General features: G+C 67.3%; 23 protein-coding genes. 17 read left to right on the plus strand and 6 right to left on the minus strand.

Going from position 1 to position 23385, the window contains the following annotated elements; genetic code table 11:
• The first annotated feature begins 28 nt into the window (after positions 1-28).
• From RJ03_RS06185 to RJ03_RS06230, 10 genes are all read left to right on the plus strand, one after another.
• Entirely contained in the window at positions 29-1117 is a 1089-nt protein-coding gene (locus tag RJ03_RS06185) for a calcium:cation antiporter (protein WP_036498727.1), read from the plus strand.
• A gap of 277 nt (positions 1118-1394) precedes the next feature.
• Positions 1395-2240 (plus strand): ABC transporter permease, encoded by an 846-nt coding sequence (locus tag RJ03_RS06190; RefSeq protein WP_036498730.1) that lies wholly within the window; start codon positions 1395-1397, stop codon positions 2238-2240.
• A gap of 1 nt (position 2241) precedes the next feature.
• Positions 2242-3108, plus strand: coding sequence for an MlaE family ABC transporter permease (locus RJ03_RS06195; protein WP_036498733.1), 867 nt, complete (start codon positions 2242-2244; stop codon positions 3106-3108).
• Positions 3109-3113: 5 nt separating this feature from the next.
• The gene (locus RJ03_RS06200) at positions 3114-4139 is read left to right on the plus strand and encodes an MlaD family protein (protein ID WP_083870621.1); all 1026 of its coding nucleotides are present in this window, start codon (positions 3114-3116) and stop codon (positions 4137-4139) included.
• Positions 4136-5134, plus strand: a complete 999-nt coding sequence (locus tag RJ03_RS06205; RefSeq protein ID WP_036498738.1) for an MlaD family protein — start codon at positions 4136-4138, stop codon at positions 5132-5134. The genes RJ03_RS06200 and RJ03_RS06205 overlap by 4 nt, the downstream gene beginning before the upstream one ends.
• Positions 5122-6168, plus strand: a complete 1047-nt coding sequence (locus RJ03_RS06210) for an MlaD family protein (protein WP_036498741.1) — start codon at positions 5122-5124, stop codon at positions 6166-6168. The genes RJ03_RS06205 and RJ03_RS06210 overlap by 13 nt, the downstream gene beginning before the upstream one ends.
• Positions 6168-7253 (plus strand): MlaD family protein, encoded by a 1086-nt coding sequence (locus tag RJ03_RS06215; RefSeq protein WP_036498785.1) that lies wholly within the window; start codon positions 6168-6170, stop codon positions 7251-7253. The genes RJ03_RS06210 and RJ03_RS06215 overlap by 1 nt, the downstream gene beginning before the upstream one ends.
• Positions 7250-8311 (plus strand): MlaD family protein, encoded by a 1062-nt coding sequence (locus RJ03_RS06220; RefSeq protein WP_051024373.1) that lies wholly within the window; start codon positions 7250-7252, stop codon positions 8309-8311. Before RJ03_RS06215 ends, RJ03_RS06220 begins: the two co-directional genes overlap by 4 nt.
• Positions 8308-9264, plus strand: a complete 957-nt coding sequence (locus RJ03_RS06225) for an MlaD family protein (RefSeq protein ID WP_036498743.1) — start codon at positions 8308-8310, stop codon at positions 9262-9264. The genes RJ03_RS06220 and RJ03_RS06225 overlap by 4 nt, the downstream gene beginning before the upstream one ends.
• 22 nt (positions 9265-9286) lie before the next feature.
• The gene (locus tag RJ03_RS06230; protein ID WP_036498745.1) at positions 9287-9919 is read left to right on the plus strand and encodes a hypothetical protein; all 633 of its coding nucleotides are present in this window, start codon (positions 9287-9289) and stop codon (positions 9917-9919) included.
• 25 nt (positions 9920-9944) lie between these two features.
• Here RJ03_RS06230 and RJ03_RS06235 read toward each other — a convergent pair whose 3' ends face one another.
• Both RJ03_RS06235 and RJ03_RS06240 read right to left on the minus strand, forming a co-directional pair.
• Positions 9945-10424: a carboxymuconolactone decarboxylase family protein gene (locus RJ03_RS06235; protein ID WP_036498747.1), complete on the minus strand. Its 480-nt coding sequence runs from the start codon at positions 10422-10424 to the stop codon at positions 9945-9947.
• Positions 10421-11515 carry an NAD(P)H-dependent amine dehydrogenase family protein gene (locus tag RJ03_RS06240; RefSeq protein WP_051024374.1) on the minus strand — a complete coding sequence of 365 codons (1095 nt, stop codon included), beginning with the start codon at positions 11513-11515 and terminating at the stop codon, positions 10421-10423. The genes RJ03_RS06235 and RJ03_RS06240 overlap by 4 nt, the downstream gene beginning before the upstream one ends.
• Positions 11516-11639: 124 nt before the next feature.
• Between RJ03_RS06240 and RJ03_RS06245 the strand changes: the two genes are divergently transcribed.
• Entirely contained in the window at positions 11640-11936 is a 297-nt protein-coding gene (locus RJ03_RS06245) for a DUF6412 domain-containing protein (protein ID WP_036498749.1), read from the plus strand.
• 113 nt (positions 11937-12049) lie between these two features.
• Positions 12050-12883, plus strand: a complete 834-nt coding sequence (gene yidC / locus RJ03_RS06250; RefSeq protein WP_051024375.1) for a membrane protein insertase YidC — start codon at positions 12050-12052, stop codon at positions 12881-12883.
• Here the strand turns inward: yidC and ctaD are convergent.
• A complete protein-coding gene (gene ctaD / locus RJ03_RS06255) occupies positions 12880-14625 on the minus strand; it encodes an aa3-type cytochrome oxidase subunit I (protein ID WP_083870622.1) in 1746 nt (581 codons plus the stop codon). The genes yidC and ctaD overlap by 4 nt on opposite strands.
• 339 nt (positions 14626-14964) lie before the next feature.
• On the opposite strand from ctaD, the gene RJ03_RS06260 reads away from it, so the two are divergent.
• Together RJ03_RS06260 and RJ03_RS06265 are read left to right on the plus strand one after the other, a co-directional pair.
• A complete protein-coding gene (locus tag RJ03_RS06260) occupies positions 14965-17514 on the plus strand; it encodes an ATP-dependent Clp protease ATP-binding subunit (protein WP_036498751.1) in 2550 nt (849 codons plus the stop codon).
• 14 nt (positions 17515-17528) lie between these two features.
• Complete coding sequence (locus RJ03_RS06265; RefSeq protein ID WP_218000926.1) at positions 17529-17939, plus strand: DUF1801 domain-containing protein; 411 nt, start codon at positions 17529-17531, stop codon at positions 17937-17939.
• 75 nt (positions 17940-18014) lie between these two features.
• Here RJ03_RS06265 and RJ03_RS06270 read toward each other — a convergent pair whose 3' ends face one another.
• A complete protein-coding gene (locus tag RJ03_RS06270; RefSeq protein WP_051024376.1) occupies positions 18015-18731 on the minus strand; it encodes a TetR/AcrR family transcriptional regulator in 717 nt (238 codons plus the stop codon).
• A gap of 113 nt (positions 18732-18844) precedes the next feature.
• Here RJ03_RS06270 and RJ03_RS06275 point away from each other — a divergent pair, with 113 nt between their 5' ends.
• Both RJ03_RS06275 and RJ03_RS06280 read left to right on the plus strand, forming a co-directional pair.
• Entirely contained in the window at positions 18845-19615 is a 771-nt protein-coding gene (locus RJ03_RS06275; protein ID WP_036498754.1) for an SDR family NAD(P)-dependent oxidoreductase, read from the plus strand.
• 104 nt (positions 19616-19719) lie between these two features.
• Positions 19720-20202, plus strand: coding sequence for a nuclear transport factor 2 family protein (locus RJ03_RS06280; RefSeq protein ID WP_036498801.1), 483 nt, complete (start codon positions 19720-19722; stop codon positions 20200-20202).
• A gap of 13 nt (positions 20203-20215) precedes the next feature.
• Here RJ03_RS06280 and RJ03_RS06285 read toward each other — a convergent pair whose 3' ends face one another.
• Positions 20216-21283, minus strand: a complete 1068-nt coding sequence (locus RJ03_RS06285; protein ID WP_232329416.1) for an AraC family transcriptional regulator — start codon at positions 21281-21283, stop codon at positions 20216-20218.
• A 9-nt stretch (positions 21284-21292) separates the two neighbouring features.
• Here RJ03_RS06285 and RJ03_RS06290 point away from each other — a divergent pair, with 9 nt between their 5' ends.
• Positions 21293-22765 carry a flavin-containing monooxygenase gene (locus RJ03_RS06290; protein ID WP_036498757.1) on the plus strand — a complete coding sequence of 491 codons (1473 nt, stop codon included), beginning with the start codon at positions 21293-21295 and terminating at the stop codon, positions 22763-22765.
• Positions 22766-22820: 55 nt separating this feature from the next.
• Here RJ03_RS06290 and RJ03_RS06295 read toward each other — a convergent pair whose 3' ends face one another.
• Positions 22821-23243 carry a PPOX class F420-dependent oxidoreductase gene (locus RJ03_RS06295; RefSeq protein WP_036498760.1) on the minus strand — a complete coding sequence of 141 codons (423 nt, stop codon included), beginning with the start codon at positions 23241-23243 and terminating at the stop codon, positions 22821-22823.
• Positions 23244-23385: the final 142 nt, after the last annotated feature.

Consider the following 23385-nt stretch of genomic DNA (forward strand, 5'->3'; position numbering starts at 1 on the left):
TGGTCGATTTGTCCGATTCGCCGGGACAATGGTGATCATGAAGTATGCGTTGACCCGACACTGGACGACCGTTGTTCCGCTCCTGGCCGCCGTGGTGCTGGCAATCGCATGGTTCACCCATCCCGCCGGAGCGGCGGCGGTACTCGTGGCGCTGGCGCTCGCGGGTGCGGTTCTGGCGGCGGTGCAGCATGCCGAGGTGGTGGCACATCGCGTGGGGGAGCCGTTCGGCTCGCTGGTGCTGGCGATCGCGGTCACGGTGATCGAGGTCGGGCTCATCGTCACCCTGATGGTCTCCGGTGGGCAGGATGCCTCGACACTCGCCCGCGACACCGTCTTCGCCGCGGTCATGATCACCTGCAACGGAATCTTCGGCCTGTCACTACTGGTCGGGGCGTTGCGCCGGCGCGTGGCGGTCTTCAACGCCGAAGGTGCGGGCGCGGCCCTGGCCACGGTCGCGACCCTGGCGACCTTGAGCCTGGTGTTGCCGACCTTCACCACCAGCAAGCCGGGCCCGGAGTTCTCCGGCTCGCAACTGGCCTTCGCGGCGGTCATGTCACTGCTGCTCTACGGATTGTTCGTCATGGTGCAGACCGTGCGGCATCGCGACGACTTTCTCCCGGTCGAGGAGACCGAGATCGACGAGCACGATGTCCGTCCGGCCGCTCGCACCGCCGCGCTGTCGCTGGCGCTGATGGTTCTCGCGCTGATCTGTGTGGTCGGGCTCGCGAAGATGGTCTCGCCCTCGATCGAGCGCGGGGTCGCCGCCGCGGGACTGCCGCGCTCGGCGGTCGGTGTGGTGATCGCCCTGCTGGTGCTGCTGCCCGAAACGATCGCCGCGGTGCGCGCCGCCCGCGGGGACCGGGTGCAGGTCAGTCTGAATCTGGCACTCGGTTCGGCGATGGCCAGCATCGGTCTCACCATTCCGGCGATCGCCCTGGCGTCGATCTGGCTCGACGGGCCCCTGACCCTCGGCCTCGGCGCCACCCAGATGGTGTTGCTGGCGTTGACCGTCGGCGCGGGTGTGCTGACAGTTGTCCCGGGCCGCGCCACTCCCTTGCAAGGCGGTGTTCACCTGGTGTTGCTGGCCGGATTCGTCTTTCTCGCGGCGAGTCCGTAACGGCGAATCATTGTGGCGGGCCACACGTGATGTGGGTCATAGCGATAGCAGATCAGTGCTGATAACAGGTTCTAGAATGCTCGTTTACTTAGAAAAACATGCACGTTAGCTGGATTTATCGCCGTCCTTCGCGCAGGTCTCGAAGCGGCCACCCTCACACCGTGATCGGCTTTACTGTAACTAGTTGTAACCGATAGCTTCGTGTTGGCAGTGTTGCCGATCACGGAGAGACGATTGTGAAATTCGAGCCACACCGCCCGGACCGGGCCCGCCGCTCATGGCGCCGGTGACCCGGGCTACCTCGGGCGCGTCCGCTGTTCGTATCGTTCGCAAGAATTTCTCGGACACCGTCGTGTCCGCACTGCGAACCTTCGGCAGGGCAGTGGATATCGCCCGGGAATCGGTGACCGGCACGACCACCGACATCGTCCGGCGCGAATTCCAGTGGCGGGAAGCGGTTCTGCAGGCGTGGCGGCTGGTGACGGTGACCGCGATCCCCGCGATCCTGATCGCCATCCCGTTCGGTGTGATCGTCTCGGTGCAGGTCGGCAACCTCATCCACACCCTGGGCGCGGATTCGCTGCTCGGCGCGACCGGCGGGCTCGGTGTGATCAAACAGGGCGCACCGCTGGCCACCGGCTTCCTGCTCGGCGGCGCGGGCGCGGCCGCGATCGCCGCCGATCTGGGCGCCCGCACCATCCGCGAGGAGATCGACGCGCTCAACACGATGGGCATCTCGCCGATCCACCGGTTGGTGATCCCGCGGCTGGTGGCGATGATCCTCGTCGCGCCGCTGCTGAACATCCTCATCATCTTCGTCGGCATCGTCGCCGGCTACGCGGTGGCCGTCGGCGGCCAGAACGTCACCCCCGGAAGTTATTGGGCCACTTTCGGATCCTTCACCACCGTCGCCGACGTGTGGGTCTCGCTGCTCAAGGCCGTGCTGTTCGGATTCCTGGTGGTGATCATCGCCTGTCAGCGCGGACTGGAGGCCAAGGGCGGCCCGCGCGGGGTGGCCGACGCCGTGAACGCGGCCGTGGTGCTGTCGGTGGTGTCGATCGCGATCGTCAATCTCGGCGTGACCCAGGTGGTCGAGATGTTCCTGCCGACGAGGTTGGTCTGACGTGGCGATTTCGACCTATAGGCCCAAGGGGCTCAGCCACTTCGTGCGCTTCTACCGCCGCCGCGGTCTGCTCCTGGCGCGCGTGGAGGGACTGGGCTTCGTCCTGTCCTTCATCTGGCAGGTGCTGTCGTCGATTCCCTTGACGCTCAGGCGGTACCGGGACGAGACGCTGCGCATCATCTCCGATATGACCTGGGGGCGCGGGTCGGTGATCGTCGGCGGCGGCACGGTGCCGATGATGATCGTGCTCGGCTTGGTGATGGGCGCCTCGGTGGCCGTCGAATCCTTCACCATGTTGAACATCCTGGGCATGGGCCCGGTGTCGGGCATCGTCTCGGCCTACGCCACGACCCGCGAGCTGGCGCCGATCGTGGCCGCCATCGGATTCGCCGCCCAGGCCGGCTGCCGCATGACCGCCGAGATCGGCTCGATGCGCATCTCGGAGGAGATCGACGCGATCGAGGCGCTGGGCCTGCGGTCGGTCCCGTTCGTGGTGACCACCCGGGTGATCGCGGGCGCCATTTCGATCGTGCCGACCTTCCTGATCGGGCTGATCCTGTCGTATCTGGCCTGCCGCGGGCTCATCACACTGGTCCACGGCCAGTCCGCCGGTGTCTACGACCACTACTTCTTCCAGTTCGTTTCCGGATTCGACGTGATCGCCGCGGTGATCAAGGTGGCGATCTTCGCGACCGTCGTGATCCTCATCCACAGCTACTACGGCTTCTTCGCCACCGGCGGGCCCGAGGGGGTCGGCATCGCGTCCGGCCGCGCGGTGCGTGCGTCGTCGGTCGCGATCGTGGCCATCGACATGGTGCTGACGCTGATGCTCTGGGGTTTCAACGCGTCGATCGACTTCACGGGGTAGTACAGGTGCCGAATTACGGAATGCCCGGAGTGGCGGTGGACAAGCGGCGCTCGCTGCTGGTCGGCGGGGTGGCGATCGCGGTCGTGGCCGCCGTCGCGATCGCCTCGCTGGCCTATCGCGGGCTGCGGTCCGACGACAGCCTGCGCATCGCCCTGCACACCGAGCAGATCGGTGACGGCGTGCTGGCCGGCACACCGGTGCGGGTGGACGGTGTGCAGGTCGGCGAGGTCGCGGCGATCGTGCCCGTCGACGGCGGGACCCAGCGAATCAGTCTGCGGCTGGACCGATCTCAGCTGCACGGCATCGACGACAGCCTCCGGGTGGACTACGCGCCGGCGAACCTGTTCGGTATCAGCGAGATCGAACTGCGGCCCGGCTCCGGCGGCGCCCCGTTACGCGGCGGGTCGACGATCGACCTGACCGGACAGCACGCCGACGCGGTCTACGACGCGACCATGGGTGGTCTGCTGCGCGGACTGTCGCAGACCGGCAACGCTCTGCTGACTCCGCAGATGGCCACGGTGATCGCCCAGGTCTCCAACGATGTGCGGGGTTTCACGCCGCTGGCCCAGGCCTTGATCTCGGTGGCGCAGACCATCACCGACAACCAGACGATGCCCAGTTCCGAACTGGTCGGACGGCTCGGCCCGGCCTTCGACGGCGGCGGTCGCTTCGCGGGCGCGACCATCCAGGTGCTCGATCTGTTGCGCAATATTCCACGGCTGCAGGATCATCGGGGCTCCTACGACGCCGGAACCTCGGCGCTGACCGGTTCGGTGCTACCCGCGCTGGCCGGTCTGGGCACGCGTGCGGGATCCGAATTATCCGGCGCCACAGACACTCTGGCGCCGATGCTGGCGGTCCTCGCGCAGCTGGTTCCGCATCCGCAGCAATCCGGCGCCGACCTCGCCGAACTCGTGCGACGCCTGCGCGCCGGACTGCACGACACCCCGGACGGCCCGGTGCTGGACACGGAAATCGACGTGCGCGGCGTGCCGGTGCTGGCACCGCTGCTGGGAGGAATCCGATGAAGGTCGGCGCCGCCGCCTGGCGGCTGGGTTTGTTCGCGGTGGTGATGATCGTCGTGCTGTCGGTGGTGTTCACCGCGATCAAGCGGCCCGTCGCGGGCGACACCGATACGCATCAGGCGCTGTTCACCGATGCCAACGGGCTCAAGGTGGGCGACGACGTGCGCCAGTTCGGTGTGCAGGTCGGCAAGGTCGAGGACATCTCGCTCGACGGGGCACTGGCGCGAGTCCGGTTGTCGCTGAGGACCGATGCGCCGATCTTCGACAATTCGAAGCTCGCCATCCGCTATCAGAATCTCACCGGTCAGCGCTATATCGATCTGCAACAGCAGCCGAAGCCGGGGACGCGGCTGCCGGCCGGCCGCACGATCGGCGTCGACCACACTGTGCCGTCGTTCGATGTGACGAGCATGTTCAACGGACTGAAACCGGTGCTGGCCACCATTTCCCCGGACGCGATCAACCAGTTCAGCGCCAGCATGGTCGCGCTGATCGAGGGCGACGGCACCAACGTCGAACCGGTGCTGGCCGCGATCGGGCGGCTCGCCTCCTACGTGGACAACCGTCAGCAGGTGATCGGCGCCCTCATCCACAACATGTCCGATCTGTCGCAGCGCGTCGGCGGGCGGGTGCACTACCTGGTGCCGCTGCTGGCCCGGCTGACCGACATCTTCGAGGCCCTGCAGACGAATATCGGCGGGCTCGCGCAGTTCGCGATGGCCGCGCCGTCGGTGCTGGGACCGTTGGACAGCCTGTTCGACGCCCTCGGGCTGCAGTCCGGCACCGATGTCGACGCGCTCATCCGGCGGCTGTTCCCCGACCCGGAAGAGGCCGTGGACGTCTTCGGCAAGTTGCCGGCCCTGCTCGGCGGACTGGACGCGGCCACACCGAAGCCGGTGGCGGGCTGGAAACCGCAGTGCTCCAAGGGAAATGCCGAAGTGCCGCAGGTGGTGCGGGTGCTCGTCGCGGGACAGCAGGTGGCGATATGCAACGGCTGAATCGGTTCGGGTCCGGCCTGTTCCGGCCACGGGATCGGCGCGTCGCGGACGCGGCGACCACTCGCCGCCGCGAAATCCGGCTCGGTATCGTCGGCGTCGCGCTCGTCGTGGTCTGCGCGGCCGCCGCGGGCATCCTGTACGTGGTGCCGTTCGGCAAGAAGACCTACAGCGCCGAACTGTCCGAAGCGCAGTCGGTGAAGGTCGGCGACGATATTCGCGTCGCCGGAATCCCGGTCGGCAAGGTGGAATCACTGGAGCTGCACCCGGATCGGGTGCGGATGCGGTTCACCGTCGATTCGGACGTCTTCGTCGGCGACCGGTCCACACTCGACATCCGGATGCTGACCATCGTCGGCGGCAACTACGTCGCGCTGTTTCCCGCGGGCGATAAGTCGCTGGGCGACAGGGCGATTCCGATGGATCGCGTGCGGCTGCCCTACAGTCTCGTGCAGACCTTCCAGGACGCGGCGCAACCGCTGCGGCAGATCGACGGCGACACGCTGCGCCGCAATCTCGCCGCCCTGGACACCTCGATCGAGGCCGCACCGGATGCGCTGCGCACGACGCTGAACACGCTCGGCACCTACGTCGACGCGCTCAACCGGCAGCGCACCCAGGTCACCGATGCGATCGCGGTCGCCGACGAATACGTCACCATGTACGACGGGGCCAAACACGATCTCGGCCGCCTGATGGTCAACGTCAACCAGATGGAGACGTTGCTGGTCGACAAGCGCGCCGAACTGCGTGAGGGCGTGCGATTGCTGCGTGCGGTGATCGAGCGGGTGGCCGCGCTGGCGCCCACCTACGATTCGGCGCTGAAACCGAAACTCCAGCAGTTGAGTGAGGCACTGCCGCAGCTGGAAAAGCTCGGTGGCGAACTCGAGCCGGTGATCGGCACGGTGCAGAGCCTGCAGCAGAAGTTCGCGCAACTCAGCGGTGCGGACGACGCGGTGACGGTCGACCAGTCGGGGCAGACGGTCGGCGCGCCGGCCGCTCACCTGTGTATCCCGGTGCCGGGAAAGGACTGCTGATGCTGCACAAGCTGCTCGGTTCGCGGGCCTTCATGTCGATCGCCGGGACGGTGGCCGTCGTCGCGGTCGCGGTGTTCGGCTATCTCGTCGCCTTCCAGCCGCTGAAGGCGACCACGGCCTACTGCGCGATCATGCCCGACAGCGTCGGGCTCTACCCCGGCAACCAGGTCACCATGCGCGGCATCACCGTCGGGACGGTGAAATCCGTTGCCGTGCAGGGCAATGCTGTCAAGGTCGAATTCGACGTCGACACCGATCACCCCGTCCTCGCCGACGCCGGTGCCACGACCCTGTCGGACAGCATCGTGGCCTCCCGCGAACTCGCGGTGGTGTCCGGCGGCAAGGACACCGCGCGCTGGGATCCCGCCCGCTGCCTCACCAAGACGCTGACCCCCAAGAGCATCAGCGACACCCTGAACGCGCTGGCCCAGCTGTCGTCGCAGATCCAGGGCCCCGACGCCGCGCACCCCGATGCGCTCGCCCGCGGACTCACCTCGCTGAACAACGCCACGGCGGGCACCGGACCGCAGATCAACGCGCTGGTGCAGAAGCTCGGCGCCGCACTCTCCGCGCCGGACGCCGATATCGCCCATCTGGCAGGCATTTTCGATGCGTTCGCCTCGGTGTCCAAGGATGTGGAGGCGCACTGGGGTGAGCTGAAGACGATGCTCACCCGCCTGGGCCCGGTCCTGGACCAGGCCACCGAGGATCTGCTGCGGCCCGGCGCGGCGCTGTTCGACGGCCTCGGTCGGGTGCTGCCGATGCTCAACGACATCACCACCCTGTTCGGCGATCCGATCATGCGCGCCCTCGACGACACGGTCCCGCTGGTGAAGTTCCTGCGCGCGAGCGTGGGCTCACTGGCCCAGATGATCTCGCTGACACCGGTTCTCGCCCAGGTCGTACACACGGCCGGTGCCTCCGGCATCGGCTACGCCCCGCCGAAGGTGGCGATTCCGCAGGACCACGCCGACCAGGTGTGCGCGGCGATCGATGCCCTCGTCCCCGGGCGCTGCACGGCGGCCGACGGTCTGGCGAAGGTGGACATGGCGGCCCTGATATTCGGATTGGCAGGTGCGCGATGAGATTTCGGCGAATCACGCTCGGCTCGGCGATCGTCGTGGCGGCCGCGTTGTCGGCCTCCGGATGCGCGTTCGACCCCTCGTCGGTACCGGTGCCGGGAACCACGGTGTCGGGTCCGACGTACCACGTGCGCATCGAGTTCTCGAATGTGCTGAACCTGCCGGCGCGCGCCAAGATCATGGCCAACGGCGCACAGCTCGGCACGGTCTCCGGGGTGACCGTCGTGAAACCGGGCGCCGCGGGTGGACGCGGTGGCTACGTCGTGGTCGACGCCGACATCTCGAAGTCGGTGCGCCTTCCCGCGACCACCGTCGCCGAACTACGGCAGAACACGGTGCTCGGCGATATCCACGTCGCGCTGACCACTCCGCCGAACGGTTTCGGCACCCTGCTGCACGACGGATCCACGATTCCGGTGGCGCAGACGAAACCGCCTGTGCAACTGGAGGACACGATGGCGCTGGTGGCCGCGTTCACCCAGGGCGGTGCGGTGACACAGCTGCAGGACGTCATCGAGCAGTTCAATCGCACGCTGCCGCAGGATCCGGCGCAGACCGCCCGGATCTCGCACACCATGGCCACCGATGCCACGGATTTGGCGGACAACCTGGACCGCGTCGACGCGCTGCTCAACGGCCTGGGCACGAATGCGCAGGTGCTGCACGACATTCAGCCCGAACTCGACGACATCCTCAGCCGCACCTCGGTCGATCAGATGAACGGCATCTCCGACTCCATCGTGGGCGTGACGAAGATCTTCGGTGGGCTGGGGCCGGTGGGTGCGTCGCTGACCTGGCTCGGGCCCGTGCTGCGTGATGCCGACGGGGCGGCCCGGGCGTTCGCGCCGTTGCTGCTCTCAGCCGGCCCGGTGGACCTGAGCCGGCCGTCGAATCTGCAGGCCGTCGTGGAACTGTTGCGCGACAAGGTGATTCCGTTCGTCGAACGCGGGCCGAAGGTGAACATCGTCGGAGTGCGCTCCGACGCGTCCGCGGACGTGCCGCCCGATCAGCAGACCGACCGCATCCTGGCGACCCTGCGGATGATCGGAGTGGTGCGATGAGGTGGGGTGCGCTGACCTCGCTGGGCGGCATCGTCGCGATCACCGTCCTGGGGGCGAGCTATCTGACCTTCGGCGTCGTCCGCGCCGACCCCTTCGCCGACTACCACCGAACCACCATGGTGCTGACCGATTCCGGTGGTCTGGGTGTGGGATCGCCGGTGCTGCTCACCGGACTCGAGGTCGGCCGCGTGACCGCCGTGCACCATACCGCCGCGGGTGTCGAGGTCGGCATGCGGCTGGCCGCGGACAAACGGGTGCCGGCAGACAGCACGGTGACCATCGAACATCTGTCGGCGCTCGGCGAACCGTATGTCGAATTCCGGCCCGTCTCGGGCGGCGGGCCGTACCTGCACGACGGCCAGCGCCTGGAAACGTCGAATGTGCGCATGCCGCTGTCCATTCCGGACGTCGCGCGGCTGGTCACCAAGACCATGAACCAGCTCGATCCCGAGGTGGTGGGCTCGCTGGTCGCCACCGCGAGCTCCGCGCTGAACGGCACCGACGCCGCGATTCCGAATCTGACCCGATCCGGAGATCTGCTGGCCGCCGCGATCATGAGCCGCAGCCCGCGAATCGCGGATCTGCTCAACAGCTTTCAGGCCGCGGCGGCCGACATCGAGTGGGCCGGCCCGGCCACGAGTACCGCGGCGCCGGCGTTCGTGCGGTTCACCCACGCCCTGAACGATCTGGTCGCGGCGGTGGGCCGGATGGTGGACGCGCGTCCCGCCGGAAGCTACACCGAGGGTAACGGTCTGGCGCCGTTCCTGGCGAAGCTGACCGACCGGCTCGCGGAACTCGGCCCGGAGCTGAAGTCCCTGGGGCCGGTGCTCGCGCCGCTCGCGGAGGCGACCACGAATGCCGCGCCGCGCATCGACATCTCCAGTCTGATCACGCAGGCCCTCGACGATGTGGGCACCGACGGAACCGTGCGGGTGCGGATCAATGTCAAGTAGTACCACCGAGAAGGAGGACACCATGTCGAACGACACTGGTACCGAACCGAAGCGGGCAGTCGACGCGGAGGCCGAGTCCTCCGTGCCCACCACCAACACCACCGAAACTGGGGTGAAACCCGCGAAAGCGCCTCGCACACTGTCGATCCGGCTCTCCACCGTGGTCACCGCGGCGGCCGCAGTGGCATTGATCGCGTTGGCCGCGGTCTTCGGATCGCTGTGGCTGTCGGCGCGCGGCGATCTGCACGAGCGCGACGACCGGGCGGCGGCGCAGCAGCATGCCGAGCAGGTGGCCACCGATTACGCGGTCGGCGCCTCGAATATCGACTACCAGAACGTCGGCGCGTGGATCGGCAAACTGAAGGCCGGCACCTCGTCACAACTGGCGCAGAAATTCGACGCCACCGCGCCGAAGCTGCAGGAGATCCTGGTCCCACTGAAGTGGACCTCGTCGGCGACCCCGATCGCCGCCAAGGTGATGAGCACCGAGAACGGCCTCTACAAGGTCGACGTGTTCCTCAACGTCAACTCCACCAGCGCGCAGACGCCGCAGGGTGCGCAGACCACCGTCACCTACACGGTCGACATCGACCCGGGCAGCGGCTGGAAGGTGACCGACGTCGGCGGGATGGCCGGGGCCCTGCCCAAGCAGTGACACCCCTGCGGAGCAGTAGTAGCGGTCAGTGGCCGGGCAGGACGCACACGGTGTCGAGTCCGAGCACGCGGTTGAGCCGGCCGAACGCCAGCCATGAGCCGATGCACATACTCAGCTCGACGATCTCGGCCTGACTGTAGTGCGCTCGCATCCGGGTCCAGAACTCGTCGTCCAGGTTGTGGTGATCGAGCACGTAGCGTTCGGCGTATTCGGCGGCCAGCCGGGTCCGATCGTCGAAGGAATCGGTGGTGCGCCATTCGGTGACGGCCTGGTCGAAACCGTCTTCGACCTTCTGCCCGTCGCGTTCGGTGCGCCAGTCCTGACAGAACAGGCAACCGTTGATCTGGGCGATCCGCAACCGCGCCGCCTCGAATTCACGAAGTCCGACGGTGCTGTGCGAGTAGACCGCCAGCGACAACTTCGAGGCGGCGGGCCCGATGCCCGGCACCATCTCACCCCAGACGTAGCCGATCGGATCCTTCCCCTCGGGGATATCGATGTTCATTGCGGTGTCCTTTCCGATGGGGCGCTCGCGAATCTGCCGACGGCGGGGCGCAAGGGAACGTCGAGGGCGTCATAGAGACCGGGCTCGGCCGCGGCCAGCCAGTCGATGGCGTTGACCAATCTGCCGACGGCAGTGGCATTTCCGCCGGCGGCGCGGTTACCGCCCTCGGTCTCGGCCTCGACGGTCACCTCGATGCGCGGATCGCCCTCCACGATGATGCGATGCGCGCCCGCACCGTCGGGCGGCCGCGGCCAGTCCGGTGCGCAGTCGGGATGGATGCGGGTGACGTGTTCGATCACGATGCGCGGCCGGCCGCCGACCATGCCCTGCACCTCGAACCGCACCGCGCCCTGCGTGCCCGCCTCGAAGTCACCCATCGCCGCGGTGGTCACCGTGGTGTCGAGGGCGCGGCGGTCCAGCGTCTCGCGGATACCGTCGAGTTCGGCGCCCAGGGCGCGTGCCATCAGCCGAATCTGCCCGCCCCACACCATGGTCGGGACGCCGGGCGCGGTCATCGGCGGTTCGTAGTCCATCGGCTGCCCCATCCCGACCAGGTAACGCACCGAATCCGGCTGGTCGTAGGTGGAATAGTCGAAGATCTCCTGGCAGCGGATCGTGTCCACCCGGTGCCCCAGCCCGCTCACGAGCAACGGCAGCACGTCGTTGCCCCACCCGGGGTCGATCCCGGAGACGAACAGCGAACCGCCGCCGGCCGCGATCGCCGCCCGCACCGGCTCGCGCACCTCGGCGGGGGCGTTGCGGGGATCGTAGAGCGCGTAGAGCGCGGGCGTGACGACCACCGCGCCGGCGCGGATCGCGGTGACGATATCGCGCAGTGCGTCGTCGGGCCGGATATCGCCCGACGCGGCGTACACGACCGCGCGGGGATGGCGGTCCAGCAGGGCGTCGACATCGGCCGAGGCCGTGACGCCGAGGTCGTGGTCGAGTCCGGCCAGCCGGCCCGCATCGCGCCCGACCTTGGCCGGATCGTGCACCAGCACCCCGGTCAATTCCAGTTCGGGATGTGCGTGCGCGGCCCGGATCGCGGCACGGCCGACATTGCCCGTACCCCAGACGATCGTCGAGATCATCCCACCGACACTAGCAAGCGCTTGGTTCCGTGTGGGCGTTTTGCGTGGGTCCGCGGGCCCCGCGTCCGGACATGAGGTCGCCGGCTGAGCTCCACGTGCGTGGACGTTCGGTATTCTGATCGGCATGGCGATGCGGATCCGTTCGACGGCGCTGATGCTGTGCGCCGTCGTGCTGTCCATCGTCGCCGTCACGGTTGTGCCTGCGGGCGAACCGAATTCGCTGCTGGTGGTCGGAGCCGCGGCGATTCTCGCATTGGCGGTGGTCGCCGCCTGTTCCGGCCGGATGCGGCCGGCGCCGGTCGCGGTCCACAGCGGGCCTCCCGGCTCCGCGCAGCAGCGGCGACGGGGTTCCTTTCTCCGACAGAGCAATCCGGATACGGCGGGCCGGGTGCGGCCCAGGGCACCGGGTCACCGGAGCTGATCGCGCGTCACCACGCCGGGGCTCTCGCCGGTCGAAGTGAACGCGCGGCTGCTCGGCCGACCCTGTTCACTCGCCCGTACCTGCACGGGTGCCTCGAAGTGAGGTGATATCCCATGCTCGATTTCGTGTACTACCCGGTCGCCGCTGTTCTCTGGTTGTGGCACACCGGATTCGCCGTCCCGTTCGGTGCCGCGAGCGGTCTGTCCTGGGCCCTGGCGATCGTCATGCTCGTGGTGACCCTGCGCGCCGTCCTGTATCGGCCGTACCTGGCTCAGGTCCGCTTCTCACGCACCATGGCCGTGCTGCAACCGAAGATGCGGCAACTGCGCGCCGAATGCGGCGACGACCGCGAGCGGCTCGCCGTCGAAACCCGGAAACTGCAGCAGCAGCACAACTTCAACGCGCTCAGCGGTTGCCTGCCGGTGCTCGCGCAGTTGCTGATGTTCCTGGGACTGCTGCACGTGCTGCATTCCTTCGACCGCACCGCGGTCTCGCATGTGCCGTTCCTCGGCAGTTCCACCGCGATGACGGCGGCACAGAACGCCGACACCGCGAACTACGTGTTCGCACCGGAACAGGTGCGGTCGTTCCTGCACGCCGATCTGTTCGGCGCGCCGCTGTCGGCGACGCTCACCTCCGCCGATTCCGTCGCGTCGGTGGCCGTGGTGGCGATCCCGCTGGTGCTGATCGCGGCCGTCGCGACGCACTGCACCGCCCGGGCGTCGATCGCCCGCCAGCTCGAGACCACTGCGCAGACGCGGCTGATCAACGCGATGACACTGTGGCTGTTCCCACTCGGCACACTGGTCGCCGGACTGGTGATGCCGATCGGCATTCTGGTCTACTTCGCGACCGGCAACACCTGGACCTTCGTGCAGCAGCATGTGGTCCATCGCAGGCTCGGCCCGCTGGAATCCCTACCGCCACCGGCAGTTCCGACGGTCTAGGTCCGCTCCGGTTCGGCCGCCGCGGTCTCGTGCACGTCCGCATGCGGGGCGCCCCAGCCGATATGCGATTCGGCGCGCAGGCGGTCGATCATGTGCGGATAGTGCAACTCGAATGCCGGTCGCTCCGAACGGATCCGGGGCAGTTCGTAGAAGTTGTGCCGCGGCGGCGGGCAGGTCGTGGCCCATTCCAGCGAATTGCCGTACCCCCACGGATCGTCCACCGTGACCACCTCGCCGTAGCGGTAGCTGCGGAACACATTCCAGACGAAGGTGATCATCGAGAAGCCGAGGATGAACGAGCCGATGGTGGAGACGGTATTGAGCGTGGTGAAGCCGTCGGAGGGCAGATAGTCGGCGTAGCGGCGCGGCATACCTTCGTTGCCCAGCCAATGCTGCACCAGGAAGGTGGTGTGGAAACCCAGGAAGGTGGTCCAGAAGTGGATCTTGCCGAGCCGCTCGTCGAGCAGCCGGCCGGTCATCTTCGGGAACCAGAAGTAGATGCCGCCGAAGGTCGCGAACACGATCGTCCCGAACAACACGTAATGGAAGTGCGCCACGACGAAATACGTGTCGGTGACGTGGAAGTCCAGTGGCGGGCTGGCGAGGATGACACCCGACAGGCCGCCGAACAGGAAGGTGACCAGGAATCCCAGCGCCCACAGCATCGGCGTTTCGAACGTCAGCTGCCCCTTCCACATGGTGCCGATCCAGTTGAAGAACTTCACTCCGGTCGGCACGGCGATCATGAAGGTCATGAACGAGAAGTACGGCAGCAGTACGGCTCCGGTGGCGAACATGTGGTGCGCCCACACCGCCACCGACAGCGCCCCGATACTCATCGTCGCGTAGACCAGTGCGGTGTAGCCGAAGACCGGTTTGCGGCTGAACACCGGGAAGATCTCGGTGACGATGCCGAAGAACGGCAGCGCGATGATGTACACCTCGGGATGACCGAAGTACCAGAACAGGTGCTGGTAGAGCAGATTGCCGCCGGTGGCGGGATCGTAGATGTGTCCGCCGAGATGACGATCGAAGGCCAGCGCCATCAGCGCCGCGGTGAGGATCGGGAAGGCCAGCAGGACCAGCACGCTGGTGACCACGATGTTCCAGGTGAACATCGGCATCCGGAACAAGGTCATACCCGGCGCGCGCAGCACGACCACGGTGGTGAGCATATTGACCGCCCCGAGGATGGTGCCCAGACCGGAGACGGCCAGACCCAGAATCCACATATCGCAGCCCACGCCGGGGGCGTGGACCACATCCGACAGCGGGGTGTAGGCGGTCCAGCCGAAGTCCGCGGCGCCGCCGGGAGTGACGAATCCGGCGGTGGCGATCGAGGCGCCGAAGAGATAGAGCCAGTAGCTGAGCGCGTTGAGTCGCGGGAACGCTACATCGGGCGCGCCGATCTGTAACGGCAGGATGCAGTTGGCGAAGCCGAACACGATGGGCGTGGCATAGAACAGCAGCATCAGGGTGCCGTGCATGGTGAACAGCTGATTGAACTGCTCCGGCGACAGGAACTGCAGGCCGGGGCGGGCGAGCTCGGCCCGCATCAGCAGCGCCATCAGCCCGCCGATGAGGAAGAACGCCATCGAGCTGACGATGTACATCATGCCGAGCAGCTTCGGATCGGTCGTCGTGACGATCGTCCAGATCTGCGAACCCTTCGGGGCGATCCGCCGGGGATAAGGCCTTACGGCTTCGATCTCGGCGGCGCCGCGAGATGGTGCTGTAGTCACAGTTCCTCCTCGAGCCCAACCATCTTCGAGTGTGGCACCGCGGCAAGATCAACGTGTTCGAATCCCGCCGGGCATCGGTATGCGATCGGTGGTGATCTTCGGGACGGGGCCCATGCTCCCATCGATACCCACTTCACGACGGATGGATCGCCGGAAACATCCACGTGGATCGCTGGAAAGTAACGGATGCATCGGCGGCCGCCCCGGAAGGGCTGGCCGAGGGTACGGTGGGACCCGACCGTTTCGGAGTGGTTCTGCGAGTGAGTGCGGCGATGCGGACCGTAGCTGTCCGTTCGCTCGCCGCTGCGACGACGAGATTCCGAGATATGAGGTGTGGACATGACCGCTGCCTGGCCCAGTTCGTTCAATTCCTTCGACGACCTCTTCAACCGCTTCTTCGGTCCCGGTATGGCCGCGCAGCCGCCGGTGCAGCGCATCGATCTGGGGCGGCTGCTCAGCGACAGCGCCAAGGAGCTGATCGCGATCGCCCGGTCGGCCGCCCAGGACTGGGGAAATCCGGAGGTCACCGCCGAACATCTGCTCTACGCCGCTACCCAGGTCGAGCCGTCGCGCGGGATCATCGGCCAACTGGGCCTGGATCCGGACAAAGTCGCCGCGCAAATGAGGGGTGCGGTCGGCAGCGGAGAGGCCACCGCGACCGCGGGCGGTCAGGTGGTACTCGGGCCCGGCAGCAAACTGGCCCTGCGCACCGCACAGCGCAACGCCGCCGAGGCGGGATCCAGCTACATCGGCCCGGAACATATTCTGCTCGGCATCGCCGACAATCCGGAAAGTCCTGCCGCGCAGTCGCTTTCGGTTGCGAAACTGCCGGTCGCCGAGGGGCAGAAGAAGCCCACCGACACTCCGACGCTCGACGAATACGGCCGGGATCTGACCGCCGAGGCCCGCGCGGGCAAGGTCGACCCGGTCGTCGGCCGCGCCGAGGAGATCGAGCAGACCGTGGAAATCCTGTCCCGGCGGCGGAAGAACAATCCGGTGCTCATCGGCGATCCCGGCGTCGGCAAGACCGCGATCGTCGAAGGTCTGGCGCAGCGCATCGTCAACGGCGATGTGCCCAGCACGCTGGCCGATCGGCGGGTGGTGGCCCTCGATGTGGGCTCCCTGGTGGCGGGCAGTAAATATCGCGGCGAATTCGAGGAGCGGCTGACCAAGATTCTCGACGAGGTCCGCGAGCACTCCGACGAACTGGTGCTGTTCATCGACGAGCTGCACACCATCGTGGGCGCCGGCACCGGCGGCGAGGGTTCGATGGACGCCGGCAACCTGCTCAAGCCGGCCCTGGCCCGCGGCGAACTCCATGCCATCGGCGCCACCACCATCGACGAATACCGGCGCTACATCGAAAAGGACGCCGCCCTGGAACGCCGCTTCCAGCCGGTGCTGGTCTCGGAACCGTCGGTCGCCGACACCATCGAAATCCTGCGCGGACTCGCCGACGTCTACGAGGAGCACCATCAGGTGCACTACGAGGACGAGGCGCTGATCGCCGCGGCGGAGCTCTCCGATCGCTACATCACCGATCGGTTCATGCCCGACAAGGCGATCGACCTGGTCGATCAGGCCGGTGCGCGGGTCCGGTTGCGTACCCGCATGCCCGGCCCCGATCTTCGTGCGGCACAGGAGGAATTGTCGCGCCTCGAGCGGGAGAAGGATGCCGCTGTCGCGGGTGAGGACTACGCCCGCGCGGACGAACTCAAGAGCGAGATCACCGCCGCCGAGGAGCGGGTCGGCCACATCACCGCCGACGAGGTGCCGACGGTCACTCTCGACGACATCGCCGAGGTGGTGTCCAAGCAGACCGGAATTCCGGTGTCGGAGTTGACGGTCGAGGAACGGCAGCGCCTGCTGCAGTTGGAGGACGTGCTGCACCAGCGGGTGATCGGGCAGGAGGAGGCGATCGTGGCGGTCGCCGAGGCGGTGCGCCGCGCCCGGGCCGGGATGAAGGATCCGAACCGCCCGATCGGCTCGTTCCTGTTCCTCGGCCCGACCGGTGTCGGCAAGACCGAATTGGCGAAAGCCTTGGCGGAAGCGGTATTCGGCGACGAGGACCGGCTGATCCGGTTCGACATGAGCGAATTCCAGGAGAAGCACACGGTGTCCCGGCTGGTCGGCGCACCGCCCGGATATGTGGGCTACGAGGATGCCGCACAGCTCACCGACAAGGTGCGCCGCCAACCGTATTCGGTGATCCTGTTCGACGAGGTGGAGAAGGCCCATCCGGACGTGTTCAACGTGTTGCTGCAGTTGCTCGACGACGGGCGCGTCACCGACGCCAAGGGCCGCACCGTCGATTTCAAGAACACCATCGTGATCATGACCAGCAATATCGGTTCGGACCTGATCCTGAAGGCCACCTCGGCGGAGCTCGACGCCATCACCCCCCGGCTGATGGAACGGCTGCAACAGCATTTCCGGCCGGAATTCCTCAACCGCATCGACGAGACCATCGTGTTCCATCGGCTCGACCAGGAACAGTTGCGCCGCATCGTCGATCTGGTTCTCGACGGCCCCCGTCGTCGCCTGCGCGCTCAGGACATCGAGCTCGACGTCACCGACGCGGCGCGGGATTGGCTGTCCGAGAACGGATATCAGCCCGAATTCGGTGCCCGCCCACTTCGCCGGACGGTACAGAAGCAGCTGGAGAATCAGGTGTCCCGGCTGGTACTCGGTGGCGAGCTGAACCCGGGCGACACCGTACGCGTCGACGCCGACGAGTCCGGACTGATCGTCGCCGCGGTGGCCGGCTCCGGAGCCGAACGATCTCTCGACGCCTCCGCGAACGGCCAGAAGCCGAAGGGAAAGAAGGCCAACGGCAAGGCGGAAGCCAAGTCGGAGAAGAAGTCCGGAGCGAAATCCGCGAAGAGCTGATCCGGGAGAAGCCGGTGGTGAGCTACGTGGCCGACCCGCGCGTCGACGCCTACATCGACGCGCTACCGGCCTGGCAGCGCGACATCTGCCGCGAGGTGCGCGAACTCGTCCACGCCGCCGACCCGGAGGTGACGGAGACCGTCAAGCGCAGGGTACGACCGTATTTCGTGCTCGACGGCAACATCTGCGCGCTGCTGGCGACGAAGACGCACGTCGACATCTTCCTCTACGACGGTGCGATCGTGCCCGATCCGGCCGGCATCATCACCGGCGGGCACGACAACACGACGGCACGCACCGTGGCGATTCGCGAGGGCGAGAAGGTCGACGCTCCCGCGCTATCGGCGATGCTGCGGCAGATCATCGCGAACAATCGCGCGGGCGGGTGGCGCAAGCTGAAACGCGATGCGGCACCGGCGGATTGATCGGAGAGGGTCCGGCAGAGGGCGGTTGGTCGTCGTCGGCGGCGGATCGCACGGGCCGGGCCGCCGCCGCGACCCTCAGCCCGACGCTGTCGTATCCGTAGGAGCTTGCGCATAGACGCCGGCGGTGAGTTCGCGCATACATCTGACCACGAGGGGAGCGGGTCCGCCCGATCGTGTTGCGGTCGAAGGTATTTCATCGAGCCCGTCGGCCGGTGCGGGCGAGTGCGCCGGGCTGTCGTCGTCGGCCCATTGCTCCAGTCCGATGCGGATCGCGCCGGCGGCCGCGGCGGCCAGCGTGCGCAGGCGCAGTGGATCGGTGTCCGGGGACAGTTTCGTCAGCAGCTCCAGCAGGGCGTGCTCGCCGGTGAGATTGACCCGGAACCAGACCGCGCGCAGGGCCGTATCGTCGGCCATCGCGCGCAACAGGCCGCGGGTGATGTCGAGTTCGTCGCGGTCGACCACGGTCAGGGCGCGGATCGCGGCGATTTCCAGTTCCGCGATGGTAGGCAACCGGTCCGGTCCGTCGCCGAGGATGTCCAGCCAGCGAGACGCACCCGCCGACAGCATCGGTTCCACGGCATCCTCTTTGGTACGGCAATAGCGATAGAAGGTGCGCAGGCCGACGCCGGAGGCGGCGGCGATCTGCTCGGCGGTGACCGCTGCGGTGCCACGCTCGGCGAACAGGCGGGCGGCGGTGTGGGCGATCTCCATCCGGGTCGCCGACTTGCGCCGCTGGGCCAGATTCGGCCGCGGCGATGCGGTGGCGGAAGGGCCGGTTCTCGACTCGGGCATGAGTCACCTCCTGTCCGCACAGTCTAAGCGCGATTTGTCACCCTGGCACAACGTGCCACTCGGGCGTAGTGTGTCAATCGAACGAGAAAATCGCAGATGAGGAGAGTTTCGCAATGGAGCGTTTCGCAGATCGCCGAGTTCTGATCACCGGCGCCGGATCCGGTATCGGCCGCGCCACCGTGCATCGCATCCTGTCCGAGGGCGGCACTGTGGTTGCCGCCGACGTCAGCGAGGCGGGCCTGGCCGAAACCGCGAAACAGGCGGCCGAGAAGGGCAGCGCCGATCGGCTGACCACCGTCACGATCGACATCTCCGACGAGTCCTCGGTGCAGGCCGGGGTCGCCAAGGCCGTGGAAACCCTGGGCGGGCTGGACGCGCTGGTCAACGCCGCCGGCATTCTCCGCTCGGCGCACACCCACGAGATGCCGCTGGCCGACTGGAACCGCATCATCACCACCAACCTCACGGGCACCTTCCTGATGATTCGCGAATCGCTGCCGGCGCTGCTGGACAGTGGCCGTGGCGTCATCGTGAACTTCGCCTCCACCTCCACCTACTTCGCGCACCCGTACATGGCCGCCTACGCCGCGTCCAAGGGCGGCATCATGTCCATGACCCACGCGCTGGCCTCGGAATACTCCAAGCAGAACCTGCGCGCGGTGGCCGTGGCGCCCGGCTCGATCTCGAGCGATATGACCGACGGCCGCGGCCCGGGCCTGCCCGAGGACGCCGATTTCTCGCTGTTCACCAAGCTGATGCCGATGCTCGGCCAGGGTTTCGCCTCGCCCGACACGGTCGCCGGCGTGGTGGCCATGCTCGCCTCCGACGACGGCGCCTTCATCACCGGCACCGAGGTGCGCATCGACGGCGGCACCCACGCCTGACCGGTCCGAATCGGTCCGGGCCGTCCCGGTCAACGGGAAAGCCCGGACCGAAACAGAAACCTGTTCTATTGTGCTGGCGGGGCCGATACCAGGAGGTGACCGCGATGGATCTGGTTGCGTTGGAAGAGATTCGTGCGTTGAAATACCGCTATCTGCGGACGCTGGATCTGCGGGAGTGGGACGAGTTCGCGGATACTCTCGCCGCGGACGCGGTGGCCGACTACGGCTCGCCCTCCGGCGGTAAACCGCTGCAGTTCCAGGGGCGCGACGCCATCGTCGGCTATCTCAGCGGCGCGATGTCCGGCACCATGATCACCTCGCACGTGTGCAGCCACCCCGAGATCGCGGTGGACGGTGACTTCGCCTCCGGCAGTTGGTGTCTGGAGGATACGGTCATCGTTCCCGACCACGGGATCATGATTCGCGGCGCCGCGTACTACCGCGACACCTATCGCCGGGAATCCGACGGCCGCTGGCGCATCACGAGCACCGGATATCAGCGCAACTACGAGGCCATGATTCCGCTCGCCTCGATCCAGGGCTTCACCATCACCGCCAGCCGCTGGGATCCGAGCGTCACGCACTGAGCCGACCGGCCGCTCAGGCCCGGGCGGTGCGCCGGATCGCGGTGGGAGTGCTGTCCCACCAGCGGCGCGCACAGCGGGTCAGAGTGGCCTGTTCCGCGAGGCCGAGCAGTGAGGCGATCTGGCTCATCGGCAGATCCGTCGTGGTCAGATAGCGCCGCGCCTCACCGCGGCGCACATCGTCGACGATGGCGGCGAAGCTCGTGTGCTCGGCCGCCAGGCGGCGCTGCAGAGTGCGCGGATGGATCGTCAGAAGCCTCGCCACCGAATCGATCTGCGGAGCGGTCGTACCCAGTAGTTGCTGCACGGCGGCTCGCACCCCCGGCACCGTGGAGGCGCCGGTGTCGCCGGCCTGTTCGGCCAGGAACGCCACCGCCAGCCGGCGCAGATTCGCATCGCCGCCCGCGATGGCCCGCGACGTGAGGTTGCTCGGCAGCCGCAGCATCGCCGCCGGTCGCTCGAAGCGCACCGGGACGCCGAAGAAGTTCTCGTAGGTCGCGCGCGAACCCGGCGGGCGGTACGGCAGTTCCACCGAGCGCAACCCGTACGGGCCTTCCACCAGCCGGATCAATGTGCGATGCAGGAATCCCAGGCCCAGGTCGGTGCCCTGGACGGGTTGCGGAAATCCGGGTTCGACGCCGTAGCGCAGGGCCGTCACACCGCGGTCGCCGTAGGGATCCGGTTCGATCGTCAGGCTCAGCGAGCGGGCGTGCACGAACAGGTAGCGCGAGGTGCACTCCAGCGCGTCGGCCAGGGTGGGGGAGCTGCGGATGGCCAGCGCGAGCGGTCCCAGCATGCCGAGGTCCTGCCGGGCGGCGATCCGCAGGCCCAGATCGGGACACCGCAGCCGGTCGGCGGCGATCTCCAGTACCAGGGCCATCGCCTCGTCGGAGACCAGCAGGTCGTCGGCGTCCAGGGCGGCGATCGGGTATCCGGCGGCAGCCGCGTATTCCTCCGCGTTTCCCCCGAGTTCGGCCACGGTCGCGCGGAAACCGCGCAAACCGGCCGAGCGGATCACCGACATGTCGTCCAGAATCAAATACTTGTCGTGCAAAGTCAAGAATGCCGGGAAAGGAACCAGCACACTGGAACCATGACCGCAGCTGGTGAATATGTCGATGTCGTCATCGTGGGCGCCGGTCTGTCCGGAATCGGCGCCGGTTACCGCGTGCAGACGGAATTGCCCGGAAAGTCCTATGCGATCCTCGAGGCGCGCGAGGCGCTGGGCGGCACGTGGGACCTGTTCCGATACCCCGGCATCCGGTCCGATTCGGATATGTTCACCCTCGGCTATCCGTTCGAGCCGTGGCGCGATGCCAAATCGATCGCCGACGGTCCCTCGATTCTGCGCTACATCACCGAGACGGCGCGCCGGCACGGGATCGACAAGCATATTCGCTACGGCACCAAAGTCGTTGCGGCACAATGGTCCAGCGCCGAATCGCGCTGGACGCTGACCGTGCGGCAGGGCGATGCGGAGCGCACGCTGAGCTGTCGCTTCCTCTATTCGTGCTCCGGCTACTACGACTACGACCAGGGGCACGCCCCCGAGTTCCCGGGTGTGGAAACGTTCTCCGGCACCATGGTGCATCCGCAGTTCTGGCCGGAGGATCTCGACTACGCCGGCAAGAAGGTCGTGGTCATCGGCAGCGGCGCCACCGCCGTGACGCTGGTTCCGGCGATGGCCGAACAGGCCGAGCGGGTGACCATGCTGCAGCGTTCACCGACCTGGATCTCCGCGGTCCCCGGCCGGGACAAGCAGGCCGACAAGATTCGGGAACTGCTGCCGGCGGGCTTGGCGCACCGGGTGATCCGCACCAAGAACATCCTGTTCAACGTCGGTTTCTACCAGTACTGCCGGCGTCGCCCGCAGGCCGCGCGCAAGCTGCTGACCGGGCTGACCACTCGCATTCTCAAGGACGAGAAGTTGGTCGCCGAACATTTCACCCCGGAGTACAACCCGTGGGATCAGCGGCTGTGCGCGGTGCCGGACGCCGACTTCTTCAAGGCGATGCGCAAGGGCAAGGCCGAGGTGGTCACCGATCACATCGACACCTTCGTGCCCGAGGGGATCCGCCTGAAGTCGGGCCGGGTGCTTCCCGCCGACATCGTCATCTCGGCGACCGGTCTGAAGCTGCTCGCCTTCGGCGGGATCACGCTGGAGGTCGACGGTGAGCCGGTGAACCTGTCCGACCGGTTCGTCTGGCAGGGAACGATGCTCACCGGCGTCCCCAACTTCGCGGTCTGCATCGGCTACACGAACGCGTCGTGGACGCTGCGCGCCGACCTGACCTCGCGGCTGGTGTGCAGGGTGATCGCCCATATGGACCGGCGCGGATACGAGGCGGTGGTGCCGCAGCCGCAGGCCGAGCTCACCGAACATCCGCTGCTCGACCTCGCCTCGGGCTATATCCAGCGCTCGATCGGCGACTTTCCGAGGCAGGGCGACCGGCATCCGTGGAAGGTGCGCCAGAACTACCTGCTGGATTCGGCCACGACCATGCGCACGAATCTGGACAAGACGTTGCAGCCGGTCCGGCGCACGGCGGTGCTGTCGAACGCCTGAGCGCGGCGCCGGACGGGTGCGCGGCGCCGGCCCGGGCACGCCCGCGCTGATCCGTTCAGTTCGTCCAGGGACCGATCCCGCCGATCCGGTCGATCCGGATGCGGGTCAGCAGGCCCGGCGGCGCGTCGGCGGGCGGGAACTTCGATGTGGGCGAGGACAACACCGCGGCCAACTCCCGCAGCAGTTCCGGTGCCCCGCCCTCGACGATGCGTGCGGTGCCGGTGACCGACAGATACGGCCGCATGAACTCGCTCGGCTGATCCGAGACGATGGTCAACGCCACCCGCGGGTCGCGGCGCACGTTGCGCACCTTCAGATATTCGCCGAGGTGGGCGCTGACCAGCTCGTCGCCCTCGGGTGTGGACTGCAATGCCACCCAGACGACGGAGACCTGCGGGCTGCCGTCGGCGTTCAGGGTGACCAGGGTCGCGTTGGCGCCGGCGCCGACGAATTCGCGCGCGGAATCGGGAAGTCGCATATCCGGTCCGACGCCCGCGCGAATCGTTTCATTCCCGCGGTACGCGCACCCGGCGCGCGACAGGACGCGATGTCTGATTTCCGCCGGTATTCGATCCGGAGCTCCGGCAGATTGGGGAGCGTACGGATCGAATACCGAAAGG

The sequence above is a fragment of the Nocardia aobensis NBRC 100429 genome, from assembly GCF_000308375.1.
GTDB lineage: Bacteria > Actinomycetota > Actinomycetes > Mycobacteriales > Mycobacteriaceae > Nocardia > Nocardia aobensis.